24 protein-coding genes and 3 tRNA genes are annotated in these 24,011 nt (G+C 35.0%); 5 read left to right on the top strand and 22 right to left on the bottom strand.

Annotated features, from left to right (window positions below; translation table 11 throughout):
• Nucleotides 1-608: 608 nt before the first annotated feature.
• Nucleotides 609-2,102: a M28 family peptidase gene (locus tag AB1410_04030; protein ID MEW6455867.1), complete on the top strand. Its 1,494-nt coding sequence runs from the start codon at nucleotides 609-611 to the stop codon at nucleotides 2,100-2,102.
• 10 nt (nucleotides 2,103-2,112) lie between these two features.
• On the opposite strand, the gene AB1410_04025 is transcribed toward AB1410_04030, so the two are convergent.
• Both AB1410_04025 and AB1410_04020 read right to left on the bottom strand, forming a co-directional pair.
• The gene (locus AB1410_04025; protein ID MEW6455866.1) at nucleotides 2,113-2,937 is read right to left on the bottom strand and encodes an aminotransferase class IV; all 825 of its coding nucleotides are present in this window, start codon (nucleotides 2,935-2,937) and stop codon (nucleotides 2,113-2,115) included.
• A 316-nt stretch (nucleotides 2,938-3,253) separates the two neighbouring features.
• Entirely contained in the window at nucleotides 3,254-3,730 is a 477-nt protein-coding gene (locus tag AB1410_04020; protein MEW6455865.1) for a Spy/CpxP family protein refolding chaperone, read from the bottom strand.
• Nucleotides 3,731-4,046: 316 nt separating this feature from the next.
• On the opposite strand from AB1410_04020, the gene AB1410_04015 reads away from it, so the two are divergent.
• The 4 genes from AB1410_04015 (at nucleotide 4,047) to AB1410_04000 (ending at nucleotide 8,488) form a co-directional block, all read left to right on the top strand.
• A complete protein-coding gene (locus AB1410_04015; GenBank protein MEW6455864.1) occupies nucleotides 4,047-6,077 on the top strand; it encodes a beta-L-arabinofuranosidase domain-containing protein in 2,031 nt (676 codons plus the stop codon).
• Between the two features lie 239 nt (nucleotides 6,078-6,316).
• The gene (locus AB1410_04010) at nucleotides 6,317-7,117 is read left to right on the top strand and encodes a ZIP family metal transporter (protein MEW6455863.1); all 801 of its coding nucleotides are present in this window, start codon (nucleotides 6,317-6,319) and stop codon (nucleotides 7,115-7,117) included.
• A 126-nt stretch (nucleotides 7,118-7,243) separates the two neighbouring features.
• Nucleotides 7,244-7,579, top strand: coding sequence for a cytochrome d ubiquinol oxidase subunit II (locus AB1410_04005; protein MEW6455862.1), 336 nt, complete (start codon nucleotides 7,244-7,246; stop codon nucleotides 7,577-7,579).
• Between the two features lie 84 nt (nucleotides 7,580-7,663).
• On the top strand, nucleotides 7,664-8,488 hold the full coding sequence (locus AB1410_04000) for a hypothetical protein (GenBank protein MEW6455861.1): 825 nt from the start codon (nucleotides 7,664-7,666) through the stop codon (nucleotides 8,486-8,488).
• Between the two features lie 76 nt (nucleotides 8,489-8,564).
• On the opposite strand, the gene AB1410_03995 is transcribed toward AB1410_04000, so the two are convergent.
• The 20 genes from AB1410_03995 to AB1410_03900 all read right to left on the bottom strand — a co-directional run bounded on the left by AB1410_03995 (nucleotide 8,565) and on the right by AB1410_03900 (nucleotide 23,989).
• Nucleotides 8,565-9,377 (bottom strand): hypothetical protein, encoded by an 813-nt coding sequence (locus tag AB1410_03995; GenBank protein ID MEW6455860.1) that lies wholly within the window; start codon nucleotides 9,375-9,377, stop codon nucleotides 8,565-8,567.
• A 48-nt stretch (nucleotides 9,378-9,425) separates the two neighbouring features.
• Nucleotides 9,426-9,500 (bottom strand) — tRNA-Val (locus AB1410_03990).
• Nucleotides 9,501-9,592: 92 nt separating this feature from the next.
• On the bottom strand, nucleotides 9,593-10,273 hold the full coding sequence (locus tag AB1410_03985) for a tetratricopeptide repeat protein (GenBank protein ID MEW6455859.1): 681 nt from the start codon (nucleotides 10,271-10,273) through the stop codon (nucleotides 9,593-9,595).
• Nucleotides 10,274-10,876 (bottom strand): hypothetical protein, encoded by a 603-nt coding sequence (locus AB1410_03980; protein ID MEW6455858.1) that lies wholly within the window; start codon nucleotides 10,874-10,876, stop codon nucleotides 10,274-10,276. It abuts the gene before it with no gap.
• Between the two features lie 15 nt (nucleotides 10,877-10,891).
• Nucleotides 10,892-11,449 (bottom strand): hypothetical protein, encoded by a 558-nt coding sequence (locus tag AB1410_03975; GenBank protein MEW6455857.1) that lies wholly within the window; start codon nucleotides 11,447-11,449, stop codon nucleotides 10,892-10,894.
• A gap of 1 nt (nucleotide 11,450) precedes the next feature.
• Nucleotides 11,451-13,649, bottom strand: a complete 2,199-nt coding sequence (gene pilQ, locus AB1410_03970; GenBank protein MEW6455856.1) for a type IV pilus secretin PilQ — start codon at nucleotides 13,647-13,649, stop codon at nucleotides 11,451-11,453.
• Complete coding sequence (locus tag AB1410_03965) at nucleotides 13,649-14,113, bottom strand: hypothetical protein (protein MEW6455855.1); 465 nt, start codon at nucleotides 14,111-14,113, stop codon at nucleotides 13,649-13,651. The genes pilQ and AB1410_03965 overlap by 1 nt, the downstream gene beginning before the upstream one ends.
• Nucleotides 14,110-14,745 carry a type 4a pilus biogenesis protein PilO gene (gene pilO / locus AB1410_03960; GenBank protein ID MEW6455854.1) on the bottom strand — a complete coding sequence of 212 codons (636 nt, stop codon included), beginning with the start codon at nucleotides 14,743-14,745 and terminating at the stop codon, nucleotides 14,110-14,112. Before pilO ends, AB1410_03965 begins: the two co-directional genes overlap by 4 nt.
• Nucleotide 14,746: 1 nt before the next feature.
• Nucleotides 14,747-15,325, bottom strand: coding sequence for a PilN domain-containing protein (locus AB1410_03955; protein ID MEW6455853.1), 579 nt, complete (start codon nucleotides 15,323-15,325; stop codon nucleotides 14,747-14,749).
• Nucleotides 15,326-16,393, bottom strand: coding sequence for a type IV pilus assembly protein PilM (gene pilM, locus AB1410_03950; GenBank protein MEW6455852.1), 1,068 nt, complete (start codon nucleotides 16,391-16,393; stop codon nucleotides 15,326-15,328).
• Between the two features lie 56 nt (nucleotides 16,394-16,449).
• On the bottom strand, nucleotides 16,450-17,367 hold the full coding sequence (locus tag AB1410_03945; GenBank protein ID MEW6455851.1) for an ATP-binding cassette domain-containing protein: 918 nt from the start codon (nucleotides 17,365-17,367) through the stop codon (nucleotides 16,450-16,452).
• Nucleotides 17,360-18,319 carry an ABC transporter ATP-binding protein gene (locus tag AB1410_03940; GenBank protein ID MEW6455850.1) on the bottom strand — a complete coding sequence of 320 codons (960 nt, stop codon included), beginning with the start codon at nucleotides 18,317-18,319 and terminating at the stop codon, nucleotides 17,360-17,362. Before AB1410_03940 ends, AB1410_03945 begins: the two co-directional genes overlap by 8 nt.
• A 2-nt stretch (nucleotides 18,320-18,321) precedes the next feature.
• Nucleotides 18,322-19,938: a methylmalonyl-CoA mutase family protein gene (locus tag AB1410_03935; protein MEW6455849.1), complete on the bottom strand. Its 1,617-nt coding sequence runs from the start codon at nucleotides 19,936-19,938 to the stop codon at nucleotides 18,322-18,324.
• 12 nt (nucleotides 19,939-19,950) lie between these two features.
• The gene (gene eno / locus AB1410_03930; protein MEW6455848.1) at nucleotides 19,951-21,225 is read right to left on the bottom strand and encodes a phosphopyruvate hydratase; all 1,275 of its coding nucleotides are present in this window, start codon (nucleotides 21,223-21,225) and stop codon (nucleotides 19,951-19,953) included.
• Nucleotides 21,222-22,451, bottom strand: coding sequence for a glucose-1-phosphate adenylyltransferase (gene glgC / locus AB1410_03925; GenBank protein MEW6455847.1), 1,230 nt, complete (start codon nucleotides 22,449-22,451; stop codon nucleotides 21,222-21,224). Before glgC ends, eno begins: the two co-directional genes overlap by 4 nt.
• Before the next feature lie 42 nt (nucleotides 22,452-22,493).
• Entirely contained in the window at nucleotides 22,494-22,706 is a 213-nt protein-coding gene (locus tag AB1410_03920; GenBank protein ID MEW6455846.1) for a YtxH domain-containing protein, read from the bottom strand.
• Nucleotides 22,693-23,064, bottom strand: a complete 372-nt coding sequence (locus tag AB1410_03915; GenBank protein MEW6455845.1) for a DUF948 domain-containing protein — start codon at nucleotides 23,062-23,064, stop codon at nucleotides 22,693-22,695. Before AB1410_03915 ends, AB1410_03920 begins: the two co-directional genes overlap by 14 nt.
• Nucleotides 23,065-23,231: 167 nt before the next feature.
• A tRNA-Cys gene (locus tag AB1410_03910) sits at nucleotides 23,232-23,306 on the bottom strand.
• A gap of 300 nt (nucleotides 23,307-23,606) precedes the next feature.
• A tRNA-Gly gene (locus tag AB1410_03905) sits at nucleotides 23,607-23,679 on the bottom strand.
• A gap of 40 nt (nucleotides 23,680-23,719) precedes the next feature.
• A complete protein-coding gene (locus AB1410_03900; GenBank protein ID MEW6455844.1) occupies nucleotides 23,720-23,989 on the bottom strand; it encodes a TIGR04076 family protein in 270 nt (89 codons plus the stop codon).
• Nucleotides 23,990-24,011 lie beyond the last annotated feature (22 nt).

Here is a 24,011-nt window from a genome sequence, read left to right as displayed (position 1 = left end):
GGAAGAGCGACTTGAAACATATATTTAAGACAAGAGGCCAACCATCTTCTGAGCGATATATTGACGAGCATCTAAATACCTAAGAAACAGCAAATTCTAAACACTGAACATAAAAGAGTGAGCAGGAAGGGTGGCGGAGAAACCGAAGGTTCCTGAAAACCGTCACGAATGCTGAGCGGGCATGGTTTCTCTTCCGATGGATATCGGGAGAGAAGAGCGGAGCATGAGTGCCGAGCTGGATTTTTCCAAGTGTGCTGTCCCATAAATCTTTTCCCAGAGAAAGGAGTTCTTTGACAGCACACTGAAGGGATATGGGGAAGGTATCTTCCCCATGTCTGGGGGGTGCTCAGCGAAGCGTCTAAGGAGGGCTTGCCCCCATAGGGAAAGTGTTGTGACACAAATAAATAACAAAGACAATTTTGAGTGTCACAACACTTTGATGGGGAAAATACAGCGTGTTTTCGGAGTCACCCTTGCTGATTACTCTAAAACCTCTGAGCGAAGAGGATGGTTGGCCTCTTTAATTTTTTAAATATAAAAATATGTTGAAAATAATCTTAAAAAAATTTATAAAAAACTCTGCAAAAAATTTATTGAAGGAGATACAAATGCGTATAAATTTAAAGCATTCTATTTTTGTAATTTTAACATTAATCTTATTTCCAACATATGCTCTGCCTCAACCACAGAAAATATCTCAAGAACAAAAACTTCTTACTTCAATGCACTCTATCTCGAGCAACGTTCTTTTTGATTATGTCAAAGAACTATGTTCCACAAAATATGAGGGAAGGCTAACTGGAACTTCTGGTTATAATGCTTCAGCTGAATGGGTCATAAGTCATTTTAAAAAATGGGGGATTAAACCTGCTGGAGATAATGGAACTTATCTTCAGGCTTTTCCAAATCCATATACTCTTGTGTTTAAAGGTTCTGAAGCTTACCTCCACATTCCATTTAAGGAAAAGGCTGAGTTAAAAAAATATTACCAGTATGAAAAAGAATATCTTCCTGGCTCAACTTCTGATTCAGGAGAGGTAACTGCTGAGGTTATATATGTTGGCTATGGAATCACTGCCCCTGAACTCAACTTTGATGAATATAAAGGACTCGATGTAAAAGAAAAGATTGTTTTAGTTGAAAGAGAAGTTCCGATTTCCCCAGAAAAAGAACCAGAAGAATTTATGAAATGGCGACCTTATTCATTCCATCAATATAAAGTAAAAAATGCAAAAGACCACGGAGTAGCTGGAATGCTGTATAACTATGGCCCACTCGTAAACCCTAACTGCACTTATTTAAAAAACTTTATCCTGACCTATGTTGGAAACACAGTTATGGAAGACATCTTCACAGGAACAGGAAGAAAAGCTGATGAAACGAAGAAGAAAATTGATGAGATGAGAAAACCCCAATCATTCAAAACAGGTAAAATATTCACGATAAAAAATTTAACAGAGAATCATCCAGAAGGGATCGGCTATAATGTTATCGGATATGTTGAAGGAACTGACCCTGTTTTAAAAAATGAAGCAATAATCATAGGAGCTCATCTTGACCATGTAGGGATGTGTCATGTATTAATGCCAGGAGCTAACGACAACGCATCTGGTATAGCTGTAACTCTTGGAGTAGCTGAGGCAATCGCGAAATGTCCAATAAAACCAAAAAGATCAATCATTTTTCTCATATTTGGTGCTGAAGAGCAGGGAGTAGCAGGCTCAGAGTTTTATCTCAACCATCCCTTTTTCCCGAATGAAAAAATCCTGTGTTTTATAAACATGGATGGAGTTGGATGTGGTGATAAACTGAGGGCTCTTGCTGCAAAAAATTTTCCTGATTTATGGAATTATTTTGAAAAATCTAACAATAAATATATTCATAGAATTATAGAGCCTACCTACTTTCAGAACATAGCAAGACCAAGGTTAGATGCAGCTCATTTCATGGGGAAAAATATCCCAATTTTATCCTTCAGCGCATTTGGGGCGATTTCTTATTACCACAATTCGATGGATACTCCAGAAACGATTACTCCAGAAATAATGGAAGATTTAGCTCAGCTCATCTTTATGGCAGTAATGGATGTAACAAATAAATGAAGAAATCTTATCAATAATTCTCTGTAATTTTTCTGAAAAGTTCGATCAATTTTTTTGTATTTTTTCCCGGATTCCCATCCTTGATTATTATATTATCTACCTGAACTACAGGCATAACTTCCCTTGTGGTCGATGTGATAAAAGCTTCATCAGCTTCCTCAAGTTCAGATAGTAATATATTCCTCTTCTCGATTTTAAATTTATCTTTTGCCAGTTCTAAAACTATATTTCTTGTTATTCCAATTAAAACATTTTCTTCAGGGGTTATAAGTATGTCACCTTTAAACACAAAAAAATTACTTGTTATCCCCTCTAATATAAAGCCATTTCTATTAAGATAAAGTACCTCATTTGCATTTTCCTCTTTTGCTTTTTTCATGGCTACTACGCCCAATGTATAATTTAAATATTTTGACCTCGGGAAATGTCTCTCAGCAGAAATAGTTATAACCTTTATTCCCTCAGTGTAACATCCTTCAGGAAAATAATGAGGTTGTTCTATTAAGACTGCTAAAGTTGGTTCTCCGGCTGGAGTTATGGAATCTTCTGTTTTTCCTCCGGTAACCAGAATTCTGATGTATGCCTCGGGGTTTCCATTCCTTAAAAGAGTTTCTTCCACTATCTTTTTCAGCTCATCTAAATTCCATGATATATCTAAACCCACGATATTTGCTGAATTAATTAATCTCTCAAGATGTTCTTTTAAATAAAAAGGCTTTTTATTATAGGTTCTTAAAAAATCAAAAATTCCATACCCTCTAATCACACCAAGGTCATTTACAGGGATTTTTGCTTCAGATTCGTCAACAAATTTTCCGTCTACATAATGAATCATCGATAAATTATTAACATATATAAAAAACTAATACAACTTTTAAAGCTTTCTTTATATAAAGAAGGGAAGGCTACTAAGAGTCTTCCCTAAAGAATACTAATATGAACGCACTTATATTTGTTACATCTTACTCATTTTCCCCTCACCTCAATCATTTCCCCTCAAAGAGAGGGAGGGATGAGGGGAGAGGAATGCATCAGAATTAAATGCTTTTGTATTGATGTGCTGTCCCTTACATATCTATACAGGCAAAAAATCTCTCACACAGCACACTGAAGGGATATAGAGAAGGTATCTTCCCCATGGCTGGGGGTGCTCAGTATTTTTTCATGCCATGACGAAAAAATTTCCTTTTTCCACAAAAACCCATACCTCTTTCGAATCTTAAACCTTTGATTTTCTCAAGCTGTTCAGATGTAAGAATTTTATTAATCTTTATTCTAAAATCCACCATATTTTTGAACATCTCTGACCTTACTTTATTAATCTCGTTAACTATAGCCTCGACTTTCTTTGGGTCAGCCTTTGGATCTTCAAGAAGCTTTCCTAAATCCAATCGAGCTGCCTGGACTTTTGCTCTCAAATCAATCATTGTTTTTTGGTTAGCAAGGCGAAGGTCGCCTATCTGTTTTTTCTGCTCTTCTGTAAGATTAAGGTCTTTAACCATTTCTATTTTTTTCCAGATTCCAAATTCATCTCCTCTAAACCATCTTTTATGTCTTTCTCCAGCCGAAAGAATAAGTACTCCGATTAAAAGCACCCCGATTAAAATACTTATTAAAGTTTTTTTCATTGTTAAACCTCCCTCTCTGTATTGTATTTTTTAAAATTTTTAGTATCTTCTTTTTTCAACTTTTTATTTCATATTTATATGACTCTTAACTATATAAAAAGGTTCCCTTTCTTCTTTGATAAACATCAGGAACTGATCTTTAGACTTCAATTAAATCCTGAAAAGAAGAAATCAAATGGAATTATTTACAAAAAACTTTCAACTTAACCGGTAGTAAGCATCATTTTCAGAAATTGTGAAAAAAAGTTATATAAATTATATAGAATTCTTTCATATAGTTCGATAGAATAAATTGAATAAAAAGGAGGAAGAAAAAATGAAAGATTTCATAATTTTAGTTATTTTTTTGGGATTCCTTTTTCCCAATTTATCTCCAGGAATAAAAGAAGAAAAAATGTCAAACATTGAAATTAGTATTGTAAATATCCCGGTCAATAAGGGTTCAAATCAGCATTACATATCAAATCAGCCTCCTTTACTTCCAAGCCCTCTTATTAAACTTCCGATCGGAAGTATTGAACCAAAAGGTTGGCTGCTGAGTCAGCTGCAATTGATGCGAGATGGCTTCACCGGTCACCTTCCTGAATTGAGCAAATTTTTAAAACCCAATAGCGGATGGTTAACCTTAAAGGATCTTGGGTGGGAAGAAATGCCCTATTGGCTCAAAGGTTATGGAGACCTTGGATATATTCTTAAAGATTCAAAAATCATAGGAGAAGCAAAAAAATGGCTTGATGCAGTCCTTTCAAGCCAACAACCTGATGGATACTTTGGTCCGCCTGAAAATAAAGAAAATCATGACCTCTGGCCAAACATGATCATGCTCTTCGCTTTCCAGAGTCTATATGAAGCAACAGGTGACAAGCGTGTAATTCCGTTTATGACCCGCTACTTCAAATATCAGCTTGAGATGCCCGTAGAGAATCTTTTACCAGGAAGCTGGCAAAAGCTTCGTGGAGGCGAAAATTTAGAGAGCGTTTACTGGTTATACAACAGAACAGGTGAAAAGTTTCTTTTAGAATTAGCCTTTCGGATTTTTGAAAGAACCGCGGATTGGACCTCTGATATCCTCAATCCACAAAGGGATAAAAATTGGGAGCCAAGCACTTTTTACCATGGGGTAAACATTACAATGGGAATTCGTTATCCAGGGGTATTTTACCAGCAATCAAAAGATAAAAGGCATATTAATGCAGTCGAAAAAAACTATAGATTAATTATGGACGAATATGGTCAGCAACCAGGAGGAATGTTTGGAGCAGATGAAAATATACGCCCTGGTTATAGTGGTCCACGTCAGGGTGCTGAAACTTGTTCTATTGTGGAGTTTATGTATTCAAATAAATCCCTCTTAAAAATAACTGGAGAAACACGATATGCTGATAGGTGTGAGGAGATTGCTTTTAACTCTCTTCCTGCATCGATGACCCCTGACCTTAAAGCTCTTCATTATTTAACCGCCCCTAATCTTATCTCTTGCGACAGTTCAGGTGAACATGATTTTCAGAATCCAGGTACGATGGTTTCGTATGACCCATGGGGATATCGTTGTTGTCAGCATAATGTTGCTTTTGGATGGCCCTATTTTGCTGAGCATCTCTGGCTTGCCACTCTGGATAATGGTCTGGCTGCTGTCCTTTACGCTCCTTCCCAAGTAAATGCTAAAGTTGCAGATGGCGTTGAGGTGCGGATTTCTGAGGATACATGGTATCCTTTTGGAGATTTCATCGATTTTACCCTCTGGACATATAAGCCTGTGGCTTTCCCTCTCTATCTGAGAATCCCGGAATGGTGTGAAAATGCCAGAATTCTTATAAATGGAGAAGACATAAAAGCCAATCCTCAGCCTGGTAATTATGTGATGATAAAGCGAGAGTGGAGGAACTACGATCAAATACGACTCAAACTTCCTATGGAGATAAAAATAAAGACATGGAAGAAGATTGGTAATGCAATCTCTGTAAAACGAGGACCATTATGGTATTCTCTTAAGATTGGTGAGGAGTGGAAGCGCTATAGTGGGACGGATGAGTGGCCTGCCTATGAGATTCTTCCGACCACTCCCTGGAATTATGGTTTGATTGTTAACCCTGAGAATCCTGAAGCTTCGATCAGTGTGGTTAAAAAAAGAGAGCCTGCATACCAGCCTTTCGAGCCTAATGTTGCTCCGATCGAACTTCGAGCAAAGGCGAAAAGAATTCCCCAGTGGAAAACTGAAGGACGGATGGTAGGCAAGGTTCCTCCAAGCCCTGTTAAATCTGATGAACCTATTGAGGAGATTACTCTTATTCCGATGGGATGCGCCCGATTGCGTATCTCATCCTTTCCCATTGTCGATATGCGTTAAATCAACTTTATTTCTTTCCTCCGCCTGATTTCTCATAAAATATTCTGTTATTCTCTCAGAAGATTATCTCCTTTCCAAGAGTTTGACCCTGAGGGTTATGTTTAGCTTTAATTTCTTCCTTATCCCTTGACTTGTTTGCGGCATCCATTTAGTCTTATAAAGATGTTTTTGAAAAATGGAAAATAAAAAAGAATCTAAAAAAGGAGAACTAATGGATGTAAAGAAATCGAGAAGTGAAAATGAAAACCCTTAATCCTCTAATACTTGCCCTGATTGCCACTGGATTTACCTGGACAGTTACTGCCATTGGTGCTTCCCTTGTTTTTTTCATTAAGCAACCAAATCGAAAAATTCTTGACAGCATGTTAGGATTTGCTGCAGGAGTAATGATTGCCGCCAGTTACTGGTCACTTCTTGCTCCTTCTCTTGAAATGTCAAAAGGTAAAGGAGCTTTTGTGTGGTTTCCTGCTGCAACGGGATTTTTAATCGGAAGTCTTTTTATCTGGTTAATCGATAAGTTCCTTCCCCATCTTCACCTTGGCTTTCCTGTGGAAAATGCAGAAGGAATCAGGACTCATTTTCACCAGAGTACCCTTCTTTTTCTCGCTGTAACTTTACATAACATACCTGAGGGATTGGCAGTTGGTGTGGCTTTTGGCGCATTGGCCTCTGACATTCCTTCTGCTACTCTTGCAGGAGCAGTTGCTCTTGCAATTGGAATAGGCATCCAAAACTTCCCGGAAGGAATTGCCATATCCATGCCATTAAGAAGCGGAGGAGTCTCGCGTTTTAAAAGTTTCTGGTATGGACAATTATCTGCAATAGTTGAACCAATTGCAGGTCTTATTGGAGCTCTTTCCGTTACTGTATTTCATTCTATTCTACCTTACGCAATGGCCTTTGCTGCTGGAGCAATGATCTATGTTGTCATCGAAGAGATAATCCCTGAGTCACAGAGAGCTGAAAACACAGATCTGGCTACTTTCAGTGCATTGGTAGGCTTTGTCTCAATGATGATACTTGATGTGGCCTTTGGTTAGAAAAAAACAAATTCTTCTCTCTCTCCTTTGCAAAATCTATTATTTCTTTAATAGATTTAAACTCCATTATTCCTTTCCTTCATTTATTTAATTAGAAAATCGTATTATAATCTAACTTAGTCTAAAATGAAAACAGATGCTTTAATACCAAGGAGGCGCAAAAATGGATGCAGTCTTGTTATCCCGTATTCAGTTTGGTCTGGCAGCTGGATTTCATTTTCTATTTCCTCCCTCATTTTTATTGGACTGTGGGGGATCATTGGGTCAATTCACTATCCCAATTTAGTTAAAGCAAGCAACGATTCATCTTTAAGCCTAACAATATATAACACCTCCTCTGGCGAATTATCCTTAAAAATTATGCTCATGTTTGCTCTTGTAGGTCTTCCTATTGTAATTGCTTATACTGCATTTGTTTACAAAATTTTTAAGGGGAAAGTAACCATTAATAATAAATTATAAAAACGAAAAATTTTATAATGGCGAAGATTCCTCGAAGAGCTCTGGGAAGGCAGGATTATCTAAAAGGATGGATGAAGGAGGTTTATGAGATATAGCATATTTAAAACTTTTCTTTTGTTGAAAATATTTATGGATAGTTTTCTTTTTTCCCAAACCATTGACAGCATTTTTACCAAAGAAGACACACTTTTATATAAGGGTTACGAAGTTAAGAAGTCCTACGACTCACAAAAAGGTGTTTGGTTTGCTACTCTCAAGAAAGATGGGAAAATCATATTTACATTTGAGAACGGCTATAGGAAAGAAATGACCCAATTTGGTTTATTTGCCTTTTTGGGTAGGGATGAGAAACAGCTCATCGTAGAACAATACTCTGGTGGTGCTCATTGTTGCTGGTCATACTGGATTATAAATTTCTCTCCTGATTTCCGAGTAATCTACGACAGTCAAGAATATTCTGTAGGCTACCCGTTACAACCTGTGGATCTTGATCAAGATGGAGTGTTTGAATTTTCACAATTAATCTTAACATTTGACTATTTCGATCGTCTTTCCCATGCCATTTCGCCATTTCCAATTGCTGTTTTCAAATATGATAAGAACATGAAATGTTATATTCCAGCTAATACTAAATTTTCCCCATACATAACCCAAGGAATTGAGGAAGATATAAAAAAAGTGAAAGAATTCAATGGGAGGACAAATTTTACAACGTATGATGACAGTATGGGAAAGTATCTTTCCATGATTCTTCAGGTCAGCCTTACCTACATTTATGCTGGAAAGGAAAGGGAAGCCTGGTTGTTTTATGATAAAGAGTACAAGCTACGTGACAAAGCAGAAATGAAATCCAAAATTAGGGAACAACTTAAGAATTGCTCCATATATAAATATATATACGGTCGCTGATATGAGATTTTTTATTATCTTTTGGATTTTAATTCTGAAACTCTAAATCATCCGGGACTGTTGCGAGCATGCTGATTTATGTTTCCCTTCTAAAATCGAGAATCCCTTTGGATTTTCCGACCTCTTTTACCGCTCTTTTTATTCCCATTCTTTTAATTTCCTCAACTAAAAACTTTTCTCTTTCCTCGATAATTCTATCGGATTTAACATCTTTATAATCCTTCTTAAGTCTGAACTCATCAATTGATGCAAAAGTGAAAAGCCTGCTCAATCTTTCCCCTTCTTTAACAAGCATTTTCTTGAAGTTTTTATCATCCAATGGCTTCCCATTTTTAAGAGATATATTCTCCTTTTCAACAAGATAAGGGTAAATAGCCACATGCCATAGCTCTTCCATAGCATTATCAATAAAATAATCATCAGTTTTTGGATTCTCCGGGTCACCAATCACATATGAAATTTTAGAGCTATAGCGCTCGATTATGTAGAGAGATTGTCCACGACTTTTAAATAAAATTAAGAGGATTAAAACAAATGAAGGTTGTTCAAAGATCATTTTAAGAAGTTTATCTTCTTTATCAGTTTTTACTCTTACCTTCAGCAAATTTTCATGTTTGGTTAAAAATTCCGACTTTTTTCGAATATAACTGAAATCCTTTCTCTTGGACGAAAATAGAGGCAAGTAGCCCATGATAAAATCTCCAACATCATCTGTAATCCTTTTCACCCCCCTAAGATAATCAGCATACTCTTTATTCTTAATTTGATAAGGCTCTCTTATGCGTTCAGAGGAAATTATTTGATAGTACAAAATCTCTCCCTCAATTTGATTGGCTATATTTTCTTTTAAAAGATTTTCAGTAATTGTTCTGGGATAAAAAATTTTCATGATTTCCCACTGAAGCTCATAAGACCGTGCAAGTCATTGAAAATAAAGTGGTGGGCGATAGAGGATTTGAACCTCTGACTTCTACCGTGTGAAGGTAGCACTCTACCCCTGAGTTAATCGCCCAGTCTATTTTTGATTTTAGATTTATCTTTTTTCAATGTCAAATTGATAGCGCCGTTCCAACTATTTCTACTTTTTGCAATTTCGAAGGGGTTTTAATGACTGAATATATTTTTAAGCTTTTCGAGAAGGTAGGTCAGTTTTTTTATGTAAAGAGGATAATTAAAATTCTCTGATATACTTTTTTCCAATAATCTTATCCTGTAATCAATTTCTTCATTTTTTTCTTTTTCGTATATTTTTCTGTATATTTCGATTGCTTTATTATAGATGCCCTGGGATTCCAGGATCTCAGCCATTGTGAGCGTCAGGAATGGACTCTCCTCATGATTGATCTGCAATTCTTCTTGTTTTTCAGTTTGACTTTTATTTGTTTTCAAAGATTCATTTATTTCTTTTAGCATTTCAGGAGCATCTTTATCGAAAGGATAAAAAAATAAAATTTTCTCCATTATTTCTTTTGCTCTATCAAGTTCATTTTCTTTAAAATAAATATTTCCAAGTAATTTCAAAGCGTTTAAATTGTCAGGAGTTTCTTTATAAACCTGAGTTAAAAAATAGCGTGCTCTCTTATAATCTTCTGCTTTGTATAGAAGTTGAGCAAGCATAACTTTTCCTGAAACTGATTCAGGATTTAATTCAAGGCCCTTTTCACAACATTCAATAGCCTTTTCCACATTGTCAATTTTGGAATACTCTTCAGATAACTGGAAATAATATTTAGCCTCAGGATTCTCCTTTATTTTTTCTTCTAGTTCTTCTATCGATGAATCCATCTAAATATATCCAATTATTATTTTTATTGGAATCAATGAATATATTTCACCAAAAACATCGCTATTCCAGTATGCTTTTATGTAAAAATTGTTTATCGTTATTTTATATTCGTAAATTGTGCTTCCTGAAGTAACACTCCAGTTTGTTCTATCCCTTGCCTCCCACTTGTTCGGACCGCAATAGGTTATAGTAGCAGTTCCTGAAGAATCTGTTTTTGCCTCGCCAACAACTCCAAATATATCTACTGTTCTTGGTTCAAATCTTCCTATATCACACTTTTCAAACCCTTCCTTTGTCTGTTCACTCTGAACAACACCAGCTAAATTTTTTGTTAAAATTTTAAGGGTGTAATCCCACCAGGTTTCAAAATAAATGGAAACATTAGAAACAGGGTCTCCCTTGTAACTCTTCAGAATAACCTTAATAATTGATCTCTGGACATCATCTCCGGCAAACAAAATAGATGGATTTGCTGTGCCCTGAAGTATATAGTACTCAGTCTGAGGAGTGGTTACAGGTTCAGGCTGGATGACTTCTTCTCTTTTACATGAAAGACTCATGAAGAAAAAGCTCACAACAATTATTAAAAATTTTTTATTCATTAAATTTCTCCATTCTCAATTACTCTTAAATATTATCCTGAGCATTCCCGATGTCTTCACGCCTTTTCCCGCTACATCATGTCCATAAAAATCTATTGTTGCATCCACCTCGAGCAAAGATGAACTATTTTTTAAAGAGATAAGCGGAGGATATTTCTTTGCCAGGTAATTTACCACAATAATGTCAATTGTAATACTTGTACCTGCCTGAATATATTCGGTTAGCCTCGATTCATACCTGTATGGCACATCAGTCCCCTCTTCATTTTTTCCATCATTTCTTTTGTAAGAAACTATATATCTCTCAAGTTTAACATCATTATATACAGTGGGAGTTTTATTCGGATTCAAAAGCTCTGCTCTTATTGTTACTCTGGCAAAGTCTGAGAATATGTCTGAGACATTAGAAATAAGAAAAGATGAGAGATTGCCCTGTTGGTCAATGCCTTTAATAGATTCCACTATAAGCATTGTATTTGATTGAGTCTTATTTTCCAGAACATTACATGAACTTAACAGAAAGGAAAACATCAATGCAATTACAACCCCAACACATGTCTTCTTTAATGACATTTTACCCTCCCCTTACAATACGCGGTGTTATAAAAATCAGCAATTCTCTATCAGCTCTTGTTTTCATAGTTCCCCTAAATAAATATCCAAGAATTGGAACCTTTGAGATGCCTGGAACTCTATTGTATGCTTCTGTATCTTCCACCCGGTATATCCCTCCGATCACAGCAGTTCCCCCATCTTTAACAAGCACAGTTGTCCTTGCACTCTGCGTAATTATTGGAGGAATTCCCTGAACAAGATTTGCAAAATCTGCAGCATTATTGTTTATTTCAATATCCATGATTATCGTTCCCTCAGCAGTTATTTGGGGAGTGACATGAAGCTCTAAAGCAGCATTTACATACCTTGTTGTTACAGTATTATTAGCTACTGTTTGAACTGGTATCTGTCTCCCCTGCATTATTTCTGCTCTTTCGTTATTCTGAGCAGTTATTTTCGGAGCTGAAAGAATCTTTCCCTTTCCATAGGTTTCCATTGCAGTGAGAGCCATGTCCAGTCTAAAAGTATCAAGAACATTTCCAAGGGAAACGCCAATTCCAGTTGTAAACGCTGGGGCAGGGAGGTTTATTGCATATCCTCCTAAAACTCCCTGAATCCCTCCTGCTTGTGTTCCTGAGATTCCAGTCCCGTTTACATAAATACTACTTGGAAATTTTAATGTTGTCTGGTTTCCGTATGAAGAATCTGCTATGACATTAAAACCCCACTGAATTCCAAGGCTCTGAATATAATTTACATTTGTCTCTATAATTCTCGCCTCGATTGAAACCTGAGGAGTAGCTTTATCAAGAGTCTGGATTAATTTATCTATAGCTGAAATTCTATCCTCGATATCAGAAATTATTAAAGTATTCGTTCTCGAATCTACAATAATCTCTCCTCGGGATGAAAGCTGTTTTTCTAAGATTGATTTTATGGACTCTGCCTTAGCATAGCTCAGGGTTTTTGTCACAATTTTTAACTCGCCTGCGAGTAACTTCGCATCCCTCAATCTCTGCTTATCCTGTTCTTCCCTAGCCAAAACATCAACTCTTGCAATCCGGAGGATGTTCTCCTCTAAAATCATTCCAAGACCATTCGTTCTCAATATAAACTCAAGTGCCTGATCCCAGGGAATCTCAATCAGTTCGCATGTAACTTTTCCTGCAACCTCAGGGTCTATTATGATATTTAAATTTGCTTGAGTTGCAATAAACCTTAATACATCTCTTATATCTGCATCTTTCAGCCTGAAAGAAATCTTTTCACCTTTATATTTCTTCTCCTCAGCTTCTTCTTTAGCCTGATTTTCTTTCTGACTTTTCTCGTTGGAATCTGATAACTTATTCTCTCCATCCTTTTCAGGATCTTCAGGATTGATTCTTTCAACATCAGAACGTTTCAATTCCATTTCTTTTTCATTTTTTTCGCTCTGTTCTTGAATTTTTTGTTTGAAATAAATTTTTAAAATTTTTTCTTTTCTTTCTATTTCATAAATCGGAAAATCTTGCCCACCTATGTCAAAAACAATTCGAGTAACATCCGGGTTATCTTTTATAAATTGACTTATTCTAATTTTCTCCACACCATTCAGTCCAACATTTATAACTTGGGTCTTCATATTACTTTTAGAATTCAAAAAGTCAAAAACAATCCTTTTGGGATTCTCAAGAGTAAAATTTTGATAGCTCATTTCAGAACTGAAAAACATTGTAACTTCTAATGTATCTTTATCTTTTTTAACTTTAATATCTTCAAGTATTGAAGGATTTGCCCTCTCTAATTCACTTTTTTGATATAGCTCTTCTAATTCAGGGTCTAAAACTCTTTCCACATCAAAAAACTCAATCGAAAGTATTTCTTTATCAAAGAAAACTCTATAAGGAGAAATTTTGTTCAGAGCAAAATGCACTTGGAAATCTCCCTTATTTAAATCAACTATTTTTATCTTATTAACAAGAGGAGAAGATATCTCATATTCATTTTTTATGTTACCAAGTTTTATTCCCTTTAACTCCATTACAACTATAAGAGGATTCTCTTTTAATGAATATATATGAGGAAGGGGATAAAGAGAAGATGTCATCAGGTTTATAACTGTTTTATCTATATGAATTTTCCAATTTATTTCCTTCAGTTCTATTTTCTCTTCTTCAGCGATTAAAAAATTTATAGAAAGTAAGAAAATAATCAATAAAAGGAAAGTATATTTTCTCATTAATCCTCCTCTTGATGTAATTTCTTTATCACATCTCGATGCTTAATCTTTGATCCAGATTTTTTCTCTTCTATTCTAAAGGTAATGCTTGTCTCATCTATGCTAAATACATATCCATCGAATAATTTGTCCCCCTTTTTCAGAAAATAGGGGAAACCATCTGGTGCATTTACAATTGCCCAGTATTCTCCTTTATATTTTGAGATGCCAATAAGAGTAACTTCTGAGACAAGGAGAGCAGCCTGACCTGAGAGATTTTCTGGTCTTTCTGCTTCCTGGCTTACTTGAACATTTAGAAGATTTTTAAAAGGGTCTCTCCTTCCTTCTGGATTATAAATAAATTCTTCAATGTAAGGACTTTTTTTATTGGAGAAAGCCTCCTTTTCTTTTTTCTCTTCCTGAGGCAGCAACAAAGTACCTGAAAATAAAAAAATTGATAAAAAAATTAGCTGACTCTTTCTCATATAATTTCTTCTATTTTTTCCTTTTTTTGTTCTTTTTTTCTCTCCAGCTCTTTTTTCAGTTTTTCTTTAGAAGAGGAGGCAGGTTCAGAAAGAATGTATGTAGTAACATCAAATGAAATACTCACTGTCATGTTATCACTCTGTTTTGAAAGGGCTCCGATAATTAGATTATCCATATTAAAAATTTTTTTAAACTCGAACAGATTATTCAAAAAATATCCGAAATTGTGATAAGAACCAATCAGGGAAATTGAGATTGGCCATTCTAAATACATTCCCTTACTTATCTCTCCTTTGGGAGAAAATCTTGTAATCGAAAGATTGGATATCGTTGCTAAATCTTGAATATTTCTTAATATATCACTGATTTCCTTTTTTTCAGGCAGAGTCTCCTTGAGCTGTTTCAATTCCCTATCAAGATTTTCGAGATCCCTTTTCAATATTTTAGCATCTCTTCTTTTTCTCTCTCCTAATCTTATTTCCTCTTCTAACTTTTCTCTTTCATTCCTAAGAAATTTATACTCTGAATATCTTCCTGAAAAATAAGCAAAATAGAACAGTCCATATATCATCAAACCAAAAATAAAAAAAACTATAAATTGACCTGAAGCTCCGATCCTCTTAACGTCCATCTTATTCTCTTAAAAATTCTGATTCTAATGAAAAATCAAATATTTCATTTCCGCCTGAAACAGTTTTTTTGGAGGTCTCTTTTAAGTTTATATTTTTAAAATACCCGGAATAATCAAGATTTCTTATAAAATCAGCAATCAAAGTGTTGGAAAATGCACTCCCACTGATAGTCAATTTTCCGTTAAAAAATCTCAATTCTTTCAACCATACAAGGTCTGGCAGATTTTTACTCAACTGATACATTAATAAAATTGGAACCTTCTGGCCTGCTTTTATTTCTTTTACAATATTTATTTTCATTTGCAGTTCATTCTTAATATTCTGATAATTTTTTAAATCTTTTATAATTTGTTCCAGTTCCTTTTTCTTCTTCTTTAGATTCTCAAGTTGAGCTTTTTCATTTTTTATTCCATCATTTATCCAGATGTAAGAATAACTGATAAATCCAAAAGATAAAATAAGGACGAGAATAAGAAGTAATATTCGAGGTTTTTCAGCTTCTCTCAGTTTCTCTCTTTTTACCTTAACTCTTTTTTTAGGGAGCTTTTCTGCCTTTGTTAATAAATTTAATTTAATCATTCAATGTTCTTTAATTTTTCTTAAAGCTAATCCAACAGCCACACCAAAAAACGGTGCAATCTCATCAATATAATCCCTGTTGAAAATCTTTTCATTTATTTGGATATTTCTGAATGGATTCAAAATTTCTACAGGTACATCAAACCCTTTTAATAAAAAATTTTTTAAACCAGGAATTTTTGAACATCCCCCGCATATAAATATCTTTCTAACCTTTTTTTCATGAGTATTTGTTTTTACAAAATCAAATGTTTTAATAATTTCCAGTTTCAAATCGTTGAAAATCATATCTATCAACGGAGATGCAATTGCAAATGAAACCCCGTCAACACTTTCTCCCTTTTTGATTCTTTCTGCTTTTTCAAAACTTAAACCAAATTCTTTCTGAATTATCTCAGAAAATTGATTCCCCCCAAATAATATATCTCTTATCAATATCGAAGTATCCCCATCTAAAATATTCACATTTGTAATCGATGCTCCAATGTTTATTAGAGCAATCAATCCATTCTGTGAAGTCTCATAATTGACTTCGAGAGCATTCTGAAGGGCAAATGAATCTATATCCACAACTTCTGGAATCTTTCCAGTTCTTAATATAACAGAGGTGTATTCATTTATTTTTTCTTTCTTTACAGCAGCAAGTATAATATCCATTCTATCTCCTGGCTCTTTTTCAGGGCGTTCAATAATAGAATAATCTATGTTTACTTCATCGAGTGGAAAGGTAATAAAATGTTTTGCTTCCCACATTATCGACTCTTCTATTTCTTCAGGATCAATTTTTGGAATTACAAGTTTCTTTACAATTACAGATGTTCCTGAAACAGAAGTCGCAACATGTTTATTCTTAAGTTTTATCTCTGATGAGAGCTTTTTTATTGATTCGATAACGGAGTTAGATTCAATTATGGTTCCATCCACTATTGTATTGGAAGGAAGCAATTCATACCCAATTTTTTTGAGCTTATAAAATTCTTTTCCTCCCAGCTTTTTTGATTTCAATTCTACAATTTTTATTGAAGAAGATCCTATATCAAGGCCTACAAGATTTTTTGACCTAATCATTTCCCATCAATTTAAATTCTCATCTAAAGTTATCAGAAAAATACGGAGCTGTCAATTCAAACTACATGACAACTTATCTCTCTATCCTGGTCAATTTTTTCTATCTGTGGGGAAAATATAAAGCATTTATTTATTCTTCGATAACATCTTTGTAAAAAAGGGCAGAGATTTTCATCAAAATTTATATCTTTTATCTCATATTTGAAAGGATTTAATAAAAATTCTGTATAAGGATGGAGAGGTTTTTTAATCATTTCCTCTGTTTTTCCATATTCCATAATTTTTCCTCTGTATATAATAACTAACTCATCACTTATATGTTTAACAACATCTAAATTGTGAGAAATAAAGAGATAAGCAATGTTAAACCTTTCCTGAAAATCTATTAATAAATTTAAAATTTGAGACTGAACGGATACATCAAGAGATGAAAGAGGCTCATCTAAAATTAAAAGCAAAGGAGATAAAGAAATTGCTCTCACGAGACAAATTCTCTGTCTCTGGCCTCCACTGAATTCATGAGGATATCTCTGAAGAGATAACTCTGATAAGCCAACAAGGTTTAATAATTCTTTAATTTTTTCTTCTCTAAAGTTTCTATCACCAATTTTAAAAATTTTAAACGGCTCCTCAAGAATTTCCTTTATTTTATGTCGAGGATTTAAAGAATTTAAAGGCTCCTGAAATATCAATTGAATTTTTTGTCTCATCTCTCTTGTGTCTTTCTTAGTTAATTCTGAAAAATCTCTGCCAAGAAAATAAACCTTCCCTTCGGTCGGCTCAAGCAACCTCAATATTATCTTTGCAATTGTTGATTTTCCTGAGCCAGATTCCCCCACTAAACCTAAATTTCTTTTATCTTTTATATTAAAAGAAATTCCATCCAGAGCTTTTATTCTGTATCTCTTGAAAAGGAAATTTCCTCTCAATATGAAATATTTCTTTAAGTTTTTTATCTCTAACAATCTATTCATACAACCAGCATCTAACCTCTCTGTTTATTGCTTTTTTTAAACCTGGTTTATCTATTTTACAAATCTCCATCTTCCTTTCGCATCTTGGATAAAATAAACAACTTTTTATTGTTTCTTCTGTTGATGGGATAAACCCTTCCATGGCGTAAACCTTTTTTCTTCTCTCTTTCCAGTATTTTGGAAGTGACTTTAGCAATCCTGAGGTATAAGGATGAAATGGATTTGAAATTATATCTTTTTTTTCTCCAACTTCCATGATCTCTCCTGAATAGATTATCCCGACTCTATCAGCAAGTTTTTCTACAAAGCCAATATCATGAGAAATTAATATCATCGATATTCCTCTCTCTTCTTTAATTTTAAGGAGGAGTTCTACAATCTCATTATGGGCCGAACGATCTAAGGCTGAGGTTGGCTCATCTGCGATTAAAAGATCTGATTCTAAGGAAAGCGCCATAGCAATTAAAACCCTCTGTCTCATTCCTCCGCTTAATTCGTGAGGGTATGAATCAATCCATTTCTCTGGATTCAAGAATCCAACCTCTTTTAAAATTTCTATTGTTTTTTCTCTGGTTTCCTTTTTCGAACTTTGCTTCCATTGTCTGATTGATTCTGAAATTTGAGCGCCTATTTTCAATACCGGGTTTAGCGAGGAAAGAGGTTCCTGAAATATGATTGAAATTTTTCTTCCTCTTATCAATCTTAATTCCTTCTCCTCTAAATTAGTTAAATTTTTACCTTCAAAAAAAATATTTCCGCTTATAACCTTTCCATTCCGGGGAAGAAGTCTTAATATGGATAAAGCAAAGAGCGTTTTTCCAGAGCCTGATTCTCCGATTAGAGCAAATGTTTCATTCTTTTTTATTAAAAGATTTATATCTTTTAACACATTCTGAAATTTTGAGAGAAAAGAAAAGCCAACAAAGAGATTCTCTGTCTTCAATAACTCCATGGCTAAACAGGTACGCTCTTTTCCTGGTATACCCCATAAACCTCCTTCAGACAATCTACTATCTCGCCAAGAGTGGCATAATTTTCCACCGCTTCCATTACAGGATAAACTAAATTTTCTTCTTTTTTTGCCGATTCTTTTATTCTTTTAAGAGATTTTAATACTTTCTCACTCTCTCTTTTCTGCATTAACTTTTTAAGATTTTCAATCTGTTTTTTTTCAAACTCATCTGATATTTTCAAAATATCAAATTTTACATCTTCTTTAATTTCAAACTTGTTAACACCAACTATGATCTCTTCTTCTTTTTCAATCTTTTTTTGATATTCATAAGACGAATTCTGGATTTCTCTCTGAACCCATCCTGTTTCAATAGCTTTAATCATGCCTCCCAATTCCTCTATTTTTTTCAAATATCTGTTTACAGAATCTTCTATTTGATTTGTCAAACTTTCTAAAAAGTATGAACCACCAAGAGGATCGACAGTATCTGCTGCTCCTGTCTCATACGCTATTATCTGCTGGGTTCTCAAAGCAATTCTTACTGATTCTTCCGTTGGAAGGGATAGGGCTTCATCTCTTGAATTAGAGTGCAAAGACTGGGTTCCTCCAAGCACAGCAGCTAAACATTGAAGCGTCACTCTTACTATGTTCAAATCAGATTGCTGGAATGTTAGAGTAGAACCGGAAGTTTGCGTATGGAATCTAAGCAACATGGATGATTTATCCTCTGCTTTAAACTTTTCCTTCATTATCCTTGCCCAGATCCTTCTTGCAGCACGAAATTTAGCAATTTCCTCAAAAAAATTATTGTGGGCAGCAAAAAAAAATGAAATTCTTGGAGCAAACTCATCAACATCAAGACCTCTTTCAATAGCAGACTGAACGTATGTTATTGCATTTGCAAAAGTAAATGCCAGCTCCTGGATTGCGTTTGCCCCTGCTTCTCTAATGTGGTATCCACTTATGCTTATTATGTTCCATTGGGGAACATGCTTTGTAAGGAATGAAAATATATCAGTGATAATCTTCATGGATTCCTTAACAGGGAATATGTATGTTCCCCTTGACACATACTCTTTTAAAATATCATTCTGAATCGTCCCGGTTAATTTTTTCCAGTCGATCCTCCTTTTTTTAGCAAGCACTAAATACATGGCAATAATCATCAACGCTGTTGCATTTATGGTCATTGACACAGAGATATTTTCAAGAGGTATCCCATCAAAAAGGATTTCCATATCTTCCAATGAGTTTATTGAAACTCCAACCTTGCCAATCTCCCCTTTTGCCATGGGATGGTCAGAATTGTACCCAATCTGAGTTGGTAAGTCGAACGCCACCGATAAGCCTGTCTGACCCTGGGAGATTAAATATTTATATCTTTTGTTCGATTCCTCTGCTGTTCCATAGCCTGCATACTGCCTCATTGTCCATAATTTTCCTCTGTACATGTTATTGTAAATTCCCCTTGTAAAAGGGAATTCCCCTGGCTCTCCAAGTTCTAATTCTGGGTTAAAATTTTCAAGGTCTTTAAAATCATAAATATTTTTTATTTCTATGTTTGATTGGGTAAGAAATTTTTCTTTCCTCTCTTTTTGTGAGTTTGATTTTGACATTAAAATAAATTCTTAAATTTTTAGAATCTGTCCTGCATAAACTGCTATTTTTCCGAGTTCTTCTTCGATTTTAAGAAGGCGGTTGTATTTAGAAATCCTTTCCCCTCTGCATACAGATCCAGTTTTGATAAAATATGAATTCATTCCAACAGAAAAATCAGCTATAAATGGGTCATCCGTTTCTCCGGAACGGTGAGAAATTATAGTTAAAAATTTTGAATTTTTTGCCATCTCCACAGCATCAGCTGTCTCAGATACAGTGCCAATCTGATTTAATTTAATTAAAATTGCATTTGCGGATTCCTTCTCTATACCCTCTTTTAATCTATTTGGGTTTGTAACAAATAAATCATCTCCCACAATCATAATTTTTTTCCCAAGCCTTTTAGTGAGGTCCCTCCATCCCTCCCAGTCATCTTCAGCTAACCCATCCTCTATGGAAATTAAAGGATATTTATCCACCAGATCAGCATAATACTCAACCATCCCTTCAGAAGTCCTCGCACTCCCATCTCCCTTCTTGAAAACATATTTTCCATTTTCATGAAACTCTGATGCAGCTGCATCAATTGCAAGAAACACCTCTTTTCCCAATTTATATTTTGCTTTTTCTACGCTTTCTGCAATTAAATCGAGCGCTTCCTCGTGGGATTTAAGGCTCGGCGAAAATCCTCCTTCATCTCCCACTGAAGTTGAAAGGTTTTTGGTTTTCAATGTATTTTTCAACGTGTGAAAAATTTCCACTCCTGCACGGAGAGCCTCTTTGAATGATTTAAACCCTAATGGAACAATCATGAATTCCTGAATATCAAGGTTATTATCCGCATGGACTCCTCCATTTAAAATATTCATCATCGGGATCGGGAGAATGTGGGCATTAAAACCTCCTAAAAAATTATAGAGGGGAATCCTGTAAAATAGAGAGAATGCTTTTGCAACTGCCATGGAAACTCCGACTATTGCATTTGCTCCAAGCTTACTTTTATTTTTTGTATTATCAAGGCTGATTAAAAAACTATCTAATTCTCTCAGGCCAGAAAAATCTTCATCGATTATTTCTGGAGCAATTTTATTGTTAACATTATCCACAGCTACTTTTACCCCTTTTCCGCCGTATCTTGAAGGGTCATTATCTCTAAGCTCTAAAGCCTCGTAAGTTCCCGTAGAAGCTCCAGAGGGAACTGATGCAATGGCATACACATCAAATTCTGCTCTTACTTCTACTTCTAATGTAGGGTTTCCTCTCGAATCAAGAATTTCCCTTGCTTTCAAGTCTTCTATAATCATTCAACCCCTCCTTTAAAATTAAAATCTTCTTTCTGAACAACGACCACTCCTTTTTCTGTAACTGTAAATCTTTTTGAATCTTCCTCCAGGTCATATCCAATTATTGTGCCTGGAGGAATTGGAGTTTCTCTATCTATTATTGCTTTTCTGATTTTTGCATATCTTCCCACGTTTACATCGTTCATGAGAACACTTTGTTCAACAAGAGAGTAACTGTTTATCCTTACATTTGGAGAAAGAACTGAATTTACAACTTTCCCTCCGCTTATTATACATCCCATTGAAACAATTGAATCAAGGGCTACACCCATTCTCTTTCCTTCATCAGCGAATACAAATTTTGCCGGAGGATATTGAGGCTGGTATGTTCTTAAAGGCCAATTCGGGTCGTAAAGGTTAAACACAGGCACAACTGAAACAAGATCCATGTTTGCTTCATAGTATGCATCAAGAGTTCCTATATCCTTCCAGTATTTTGGCTCATTTATGTCTTCATCTTTAAAGCTGTATCCATGCACTCTGTATTCCTTAATCATTTTGGGTATCACATCCCTTCCAAAATCATGGGAGCTATCTTCTCTGGATGAATCAACTTCAAGCTCTTTTATAAGGATCTCACTGTTGAAAACATAAATACCCATCGACACATAAACCCTTGAAGAATCAAAGGGAGTGGGCTTTGGATTAGAAGGCTTTTCTTCGAATCCGATAATTCTTAATTCTTCATCAACCTCTAAAACACCAAATCTTGAGGCTTCCTGAATTTCCACATCGAAAATTCCTACAGTAAAATCTGCTTTTTTCTTTATATGGTAATTTAGCATCAGAGAATAATCCATTTTATACACATGGTCTCCAGCAAGAACAAAAATCCACGTCGGGTTTTCTATCTGGATGGAATAGATATTCTGATAGACTGAATCGGCAGTTCCAAGATACCAGGTATCAGAGACTCTTTTTTGAGGAGGCAAAATTTCTACAAACTCTCCTAAAGAAGCACTAAATACATTCCATCCATCTCTTATGTGTCGATTAAGAGACAAAGATTTATACTGGGTAAGGATGAAAATTTTTTTTATTCCAGAGTTAATGCAGTTACTCAAAGTAAAATCAATTATTCTATAAACTCCACCAAAAGGAACTGCGGGTTTTGCTTCATGTTTTGTTAATGGATAAAGTCTTTCACCCGCCCCGCCAGCCATTAAAATAGCGAGGACATTTTTCATCTTTTCTCATTAATACTTCAAATAGGAATTAATCATTTAAATCTATTTCACTTTTTCAGGCTCTTTTTTCTTTTTTAATTTCTCAATTTCCTCTTTTGCTCTTTCAGCTGTTTTTTCCGCCACTTCTCTAAGTTTTTTTCTCGTCTCAACTCCTGAAGCAGGCGCAAATAGCAACCCCAAGCCAACACCAACCATAGTTCCTAAAAGAAAAGATAGGGTAATCTCCAGAAAAGATGAATTTTTATTCTCTGCCATATTTTTTTCCTCCTTTTATTTTTTTAATTAGCCCCCACGCAGATAATAAAGCAGTTACAAAAGGAGCTAATTTTGATGTCTTTTTTAATAAATTAAATGAGAAAAGGCTAAAAATTCCCGCTATCCCAGACAATGCCTTTTCTATACTTGAAAAAACACTGCCCAAATCATCAGCTCTATCCTGAAATTTTACAACCAGAAATTTCATCTCTTTTGATAATTCAGAAAGGGCTTTCAAAGTTTCCTCTGCTTCCTTCGCAGTTTTTTTAACCTGAAAAACAACAGGAATTAGATATATTATCAACACAATAACAAAAACTGATAAAACAATCGTTGTAACAATCAAAATATCCTGCATCGAGTCCTTTTCACCTCTTTCTAAAAATAATTTAACATACCCTCTTTGTCAATAAATATAATAAATAATATAAAATAAACCCCTATAAAAATTTATATTTTTACCTCAACGATTTTAAATTTTTAATTTATACTAATAATTAATGATTTATAACTAATAATCTAATTTGGAGGCGGCGACCGGATTCGAACCGATGATAAGAGGTTTTGCAGACCTCTGCCTTACCACTTGGCCACGCCGCCTATATTTCTCCTTATAATCCCCTGTCGCGGGTTCTTATTTCCTTTATCAATATCAATTCCTTCTGGTATCAACATAGCTTAATGATAAGTGGAGCGGGAAACGGGACTTGAACCACGCTCCCTTGCTCGCTTCATGCTCGCTCTTCAAAGGGGCTCTGCCCCTATGACGTTCCGATTTCATCGGAACTGTTACCCCGACTACCTGAAGGGATTCTCCCTTCAGACTACCCTGTCGCGGGTTCTTACTTCTTTCTTCGATATCAATTTCTTCTGTTATCATCATGCTCTAATATTAATTAGAGCGGGAAACGGGACTTGAACCCGCGACCCCAACCTTGGCAAGGTTGTGCTCTACCAACTGAGCTATTCCCGCTTCATTAAAAAAATTAACACAAACCTCTTCCTCCGTCAACTTAAAGGGCTTTTATTTCGAACAGCACCCCCTTTGGATCAGGACAAAGAAGTTCTTTTGTTTCAGCGATCCAGTCGTCCTGGGGTAAATCATCTTCCCTCTGCTTTGCTGTTAGAAAAGGCATAAGAGCATTTAGAGCATAAATGCACGTGAATTTTCCTGGAGGAATTTCAATCTTACCATATCCTTTAATCCAGAATGTATCACCCTTTTTTAAATTTGCTCCACATCTTTCCATAATTTTTTTTACTTTTACTTCTAAATCTTTCATATTCCCCCCAATTTAAAATTTT

Source organism: Acidobacteriota bacterium (assembly GCA_040756905.1).
In the GTDB taxonomy this organism is placed as follows: domain Bacteria; phylum Acidobacteriota; class Aminicenantia; order JBFLYD01; family JBFLYD01; genus JBFLYD01.
The sequence above is the reverse complement of the archived record's forward strand: the minus strand, read 5'-3'. Positions and strand labels throughout refer to the sequence as shown.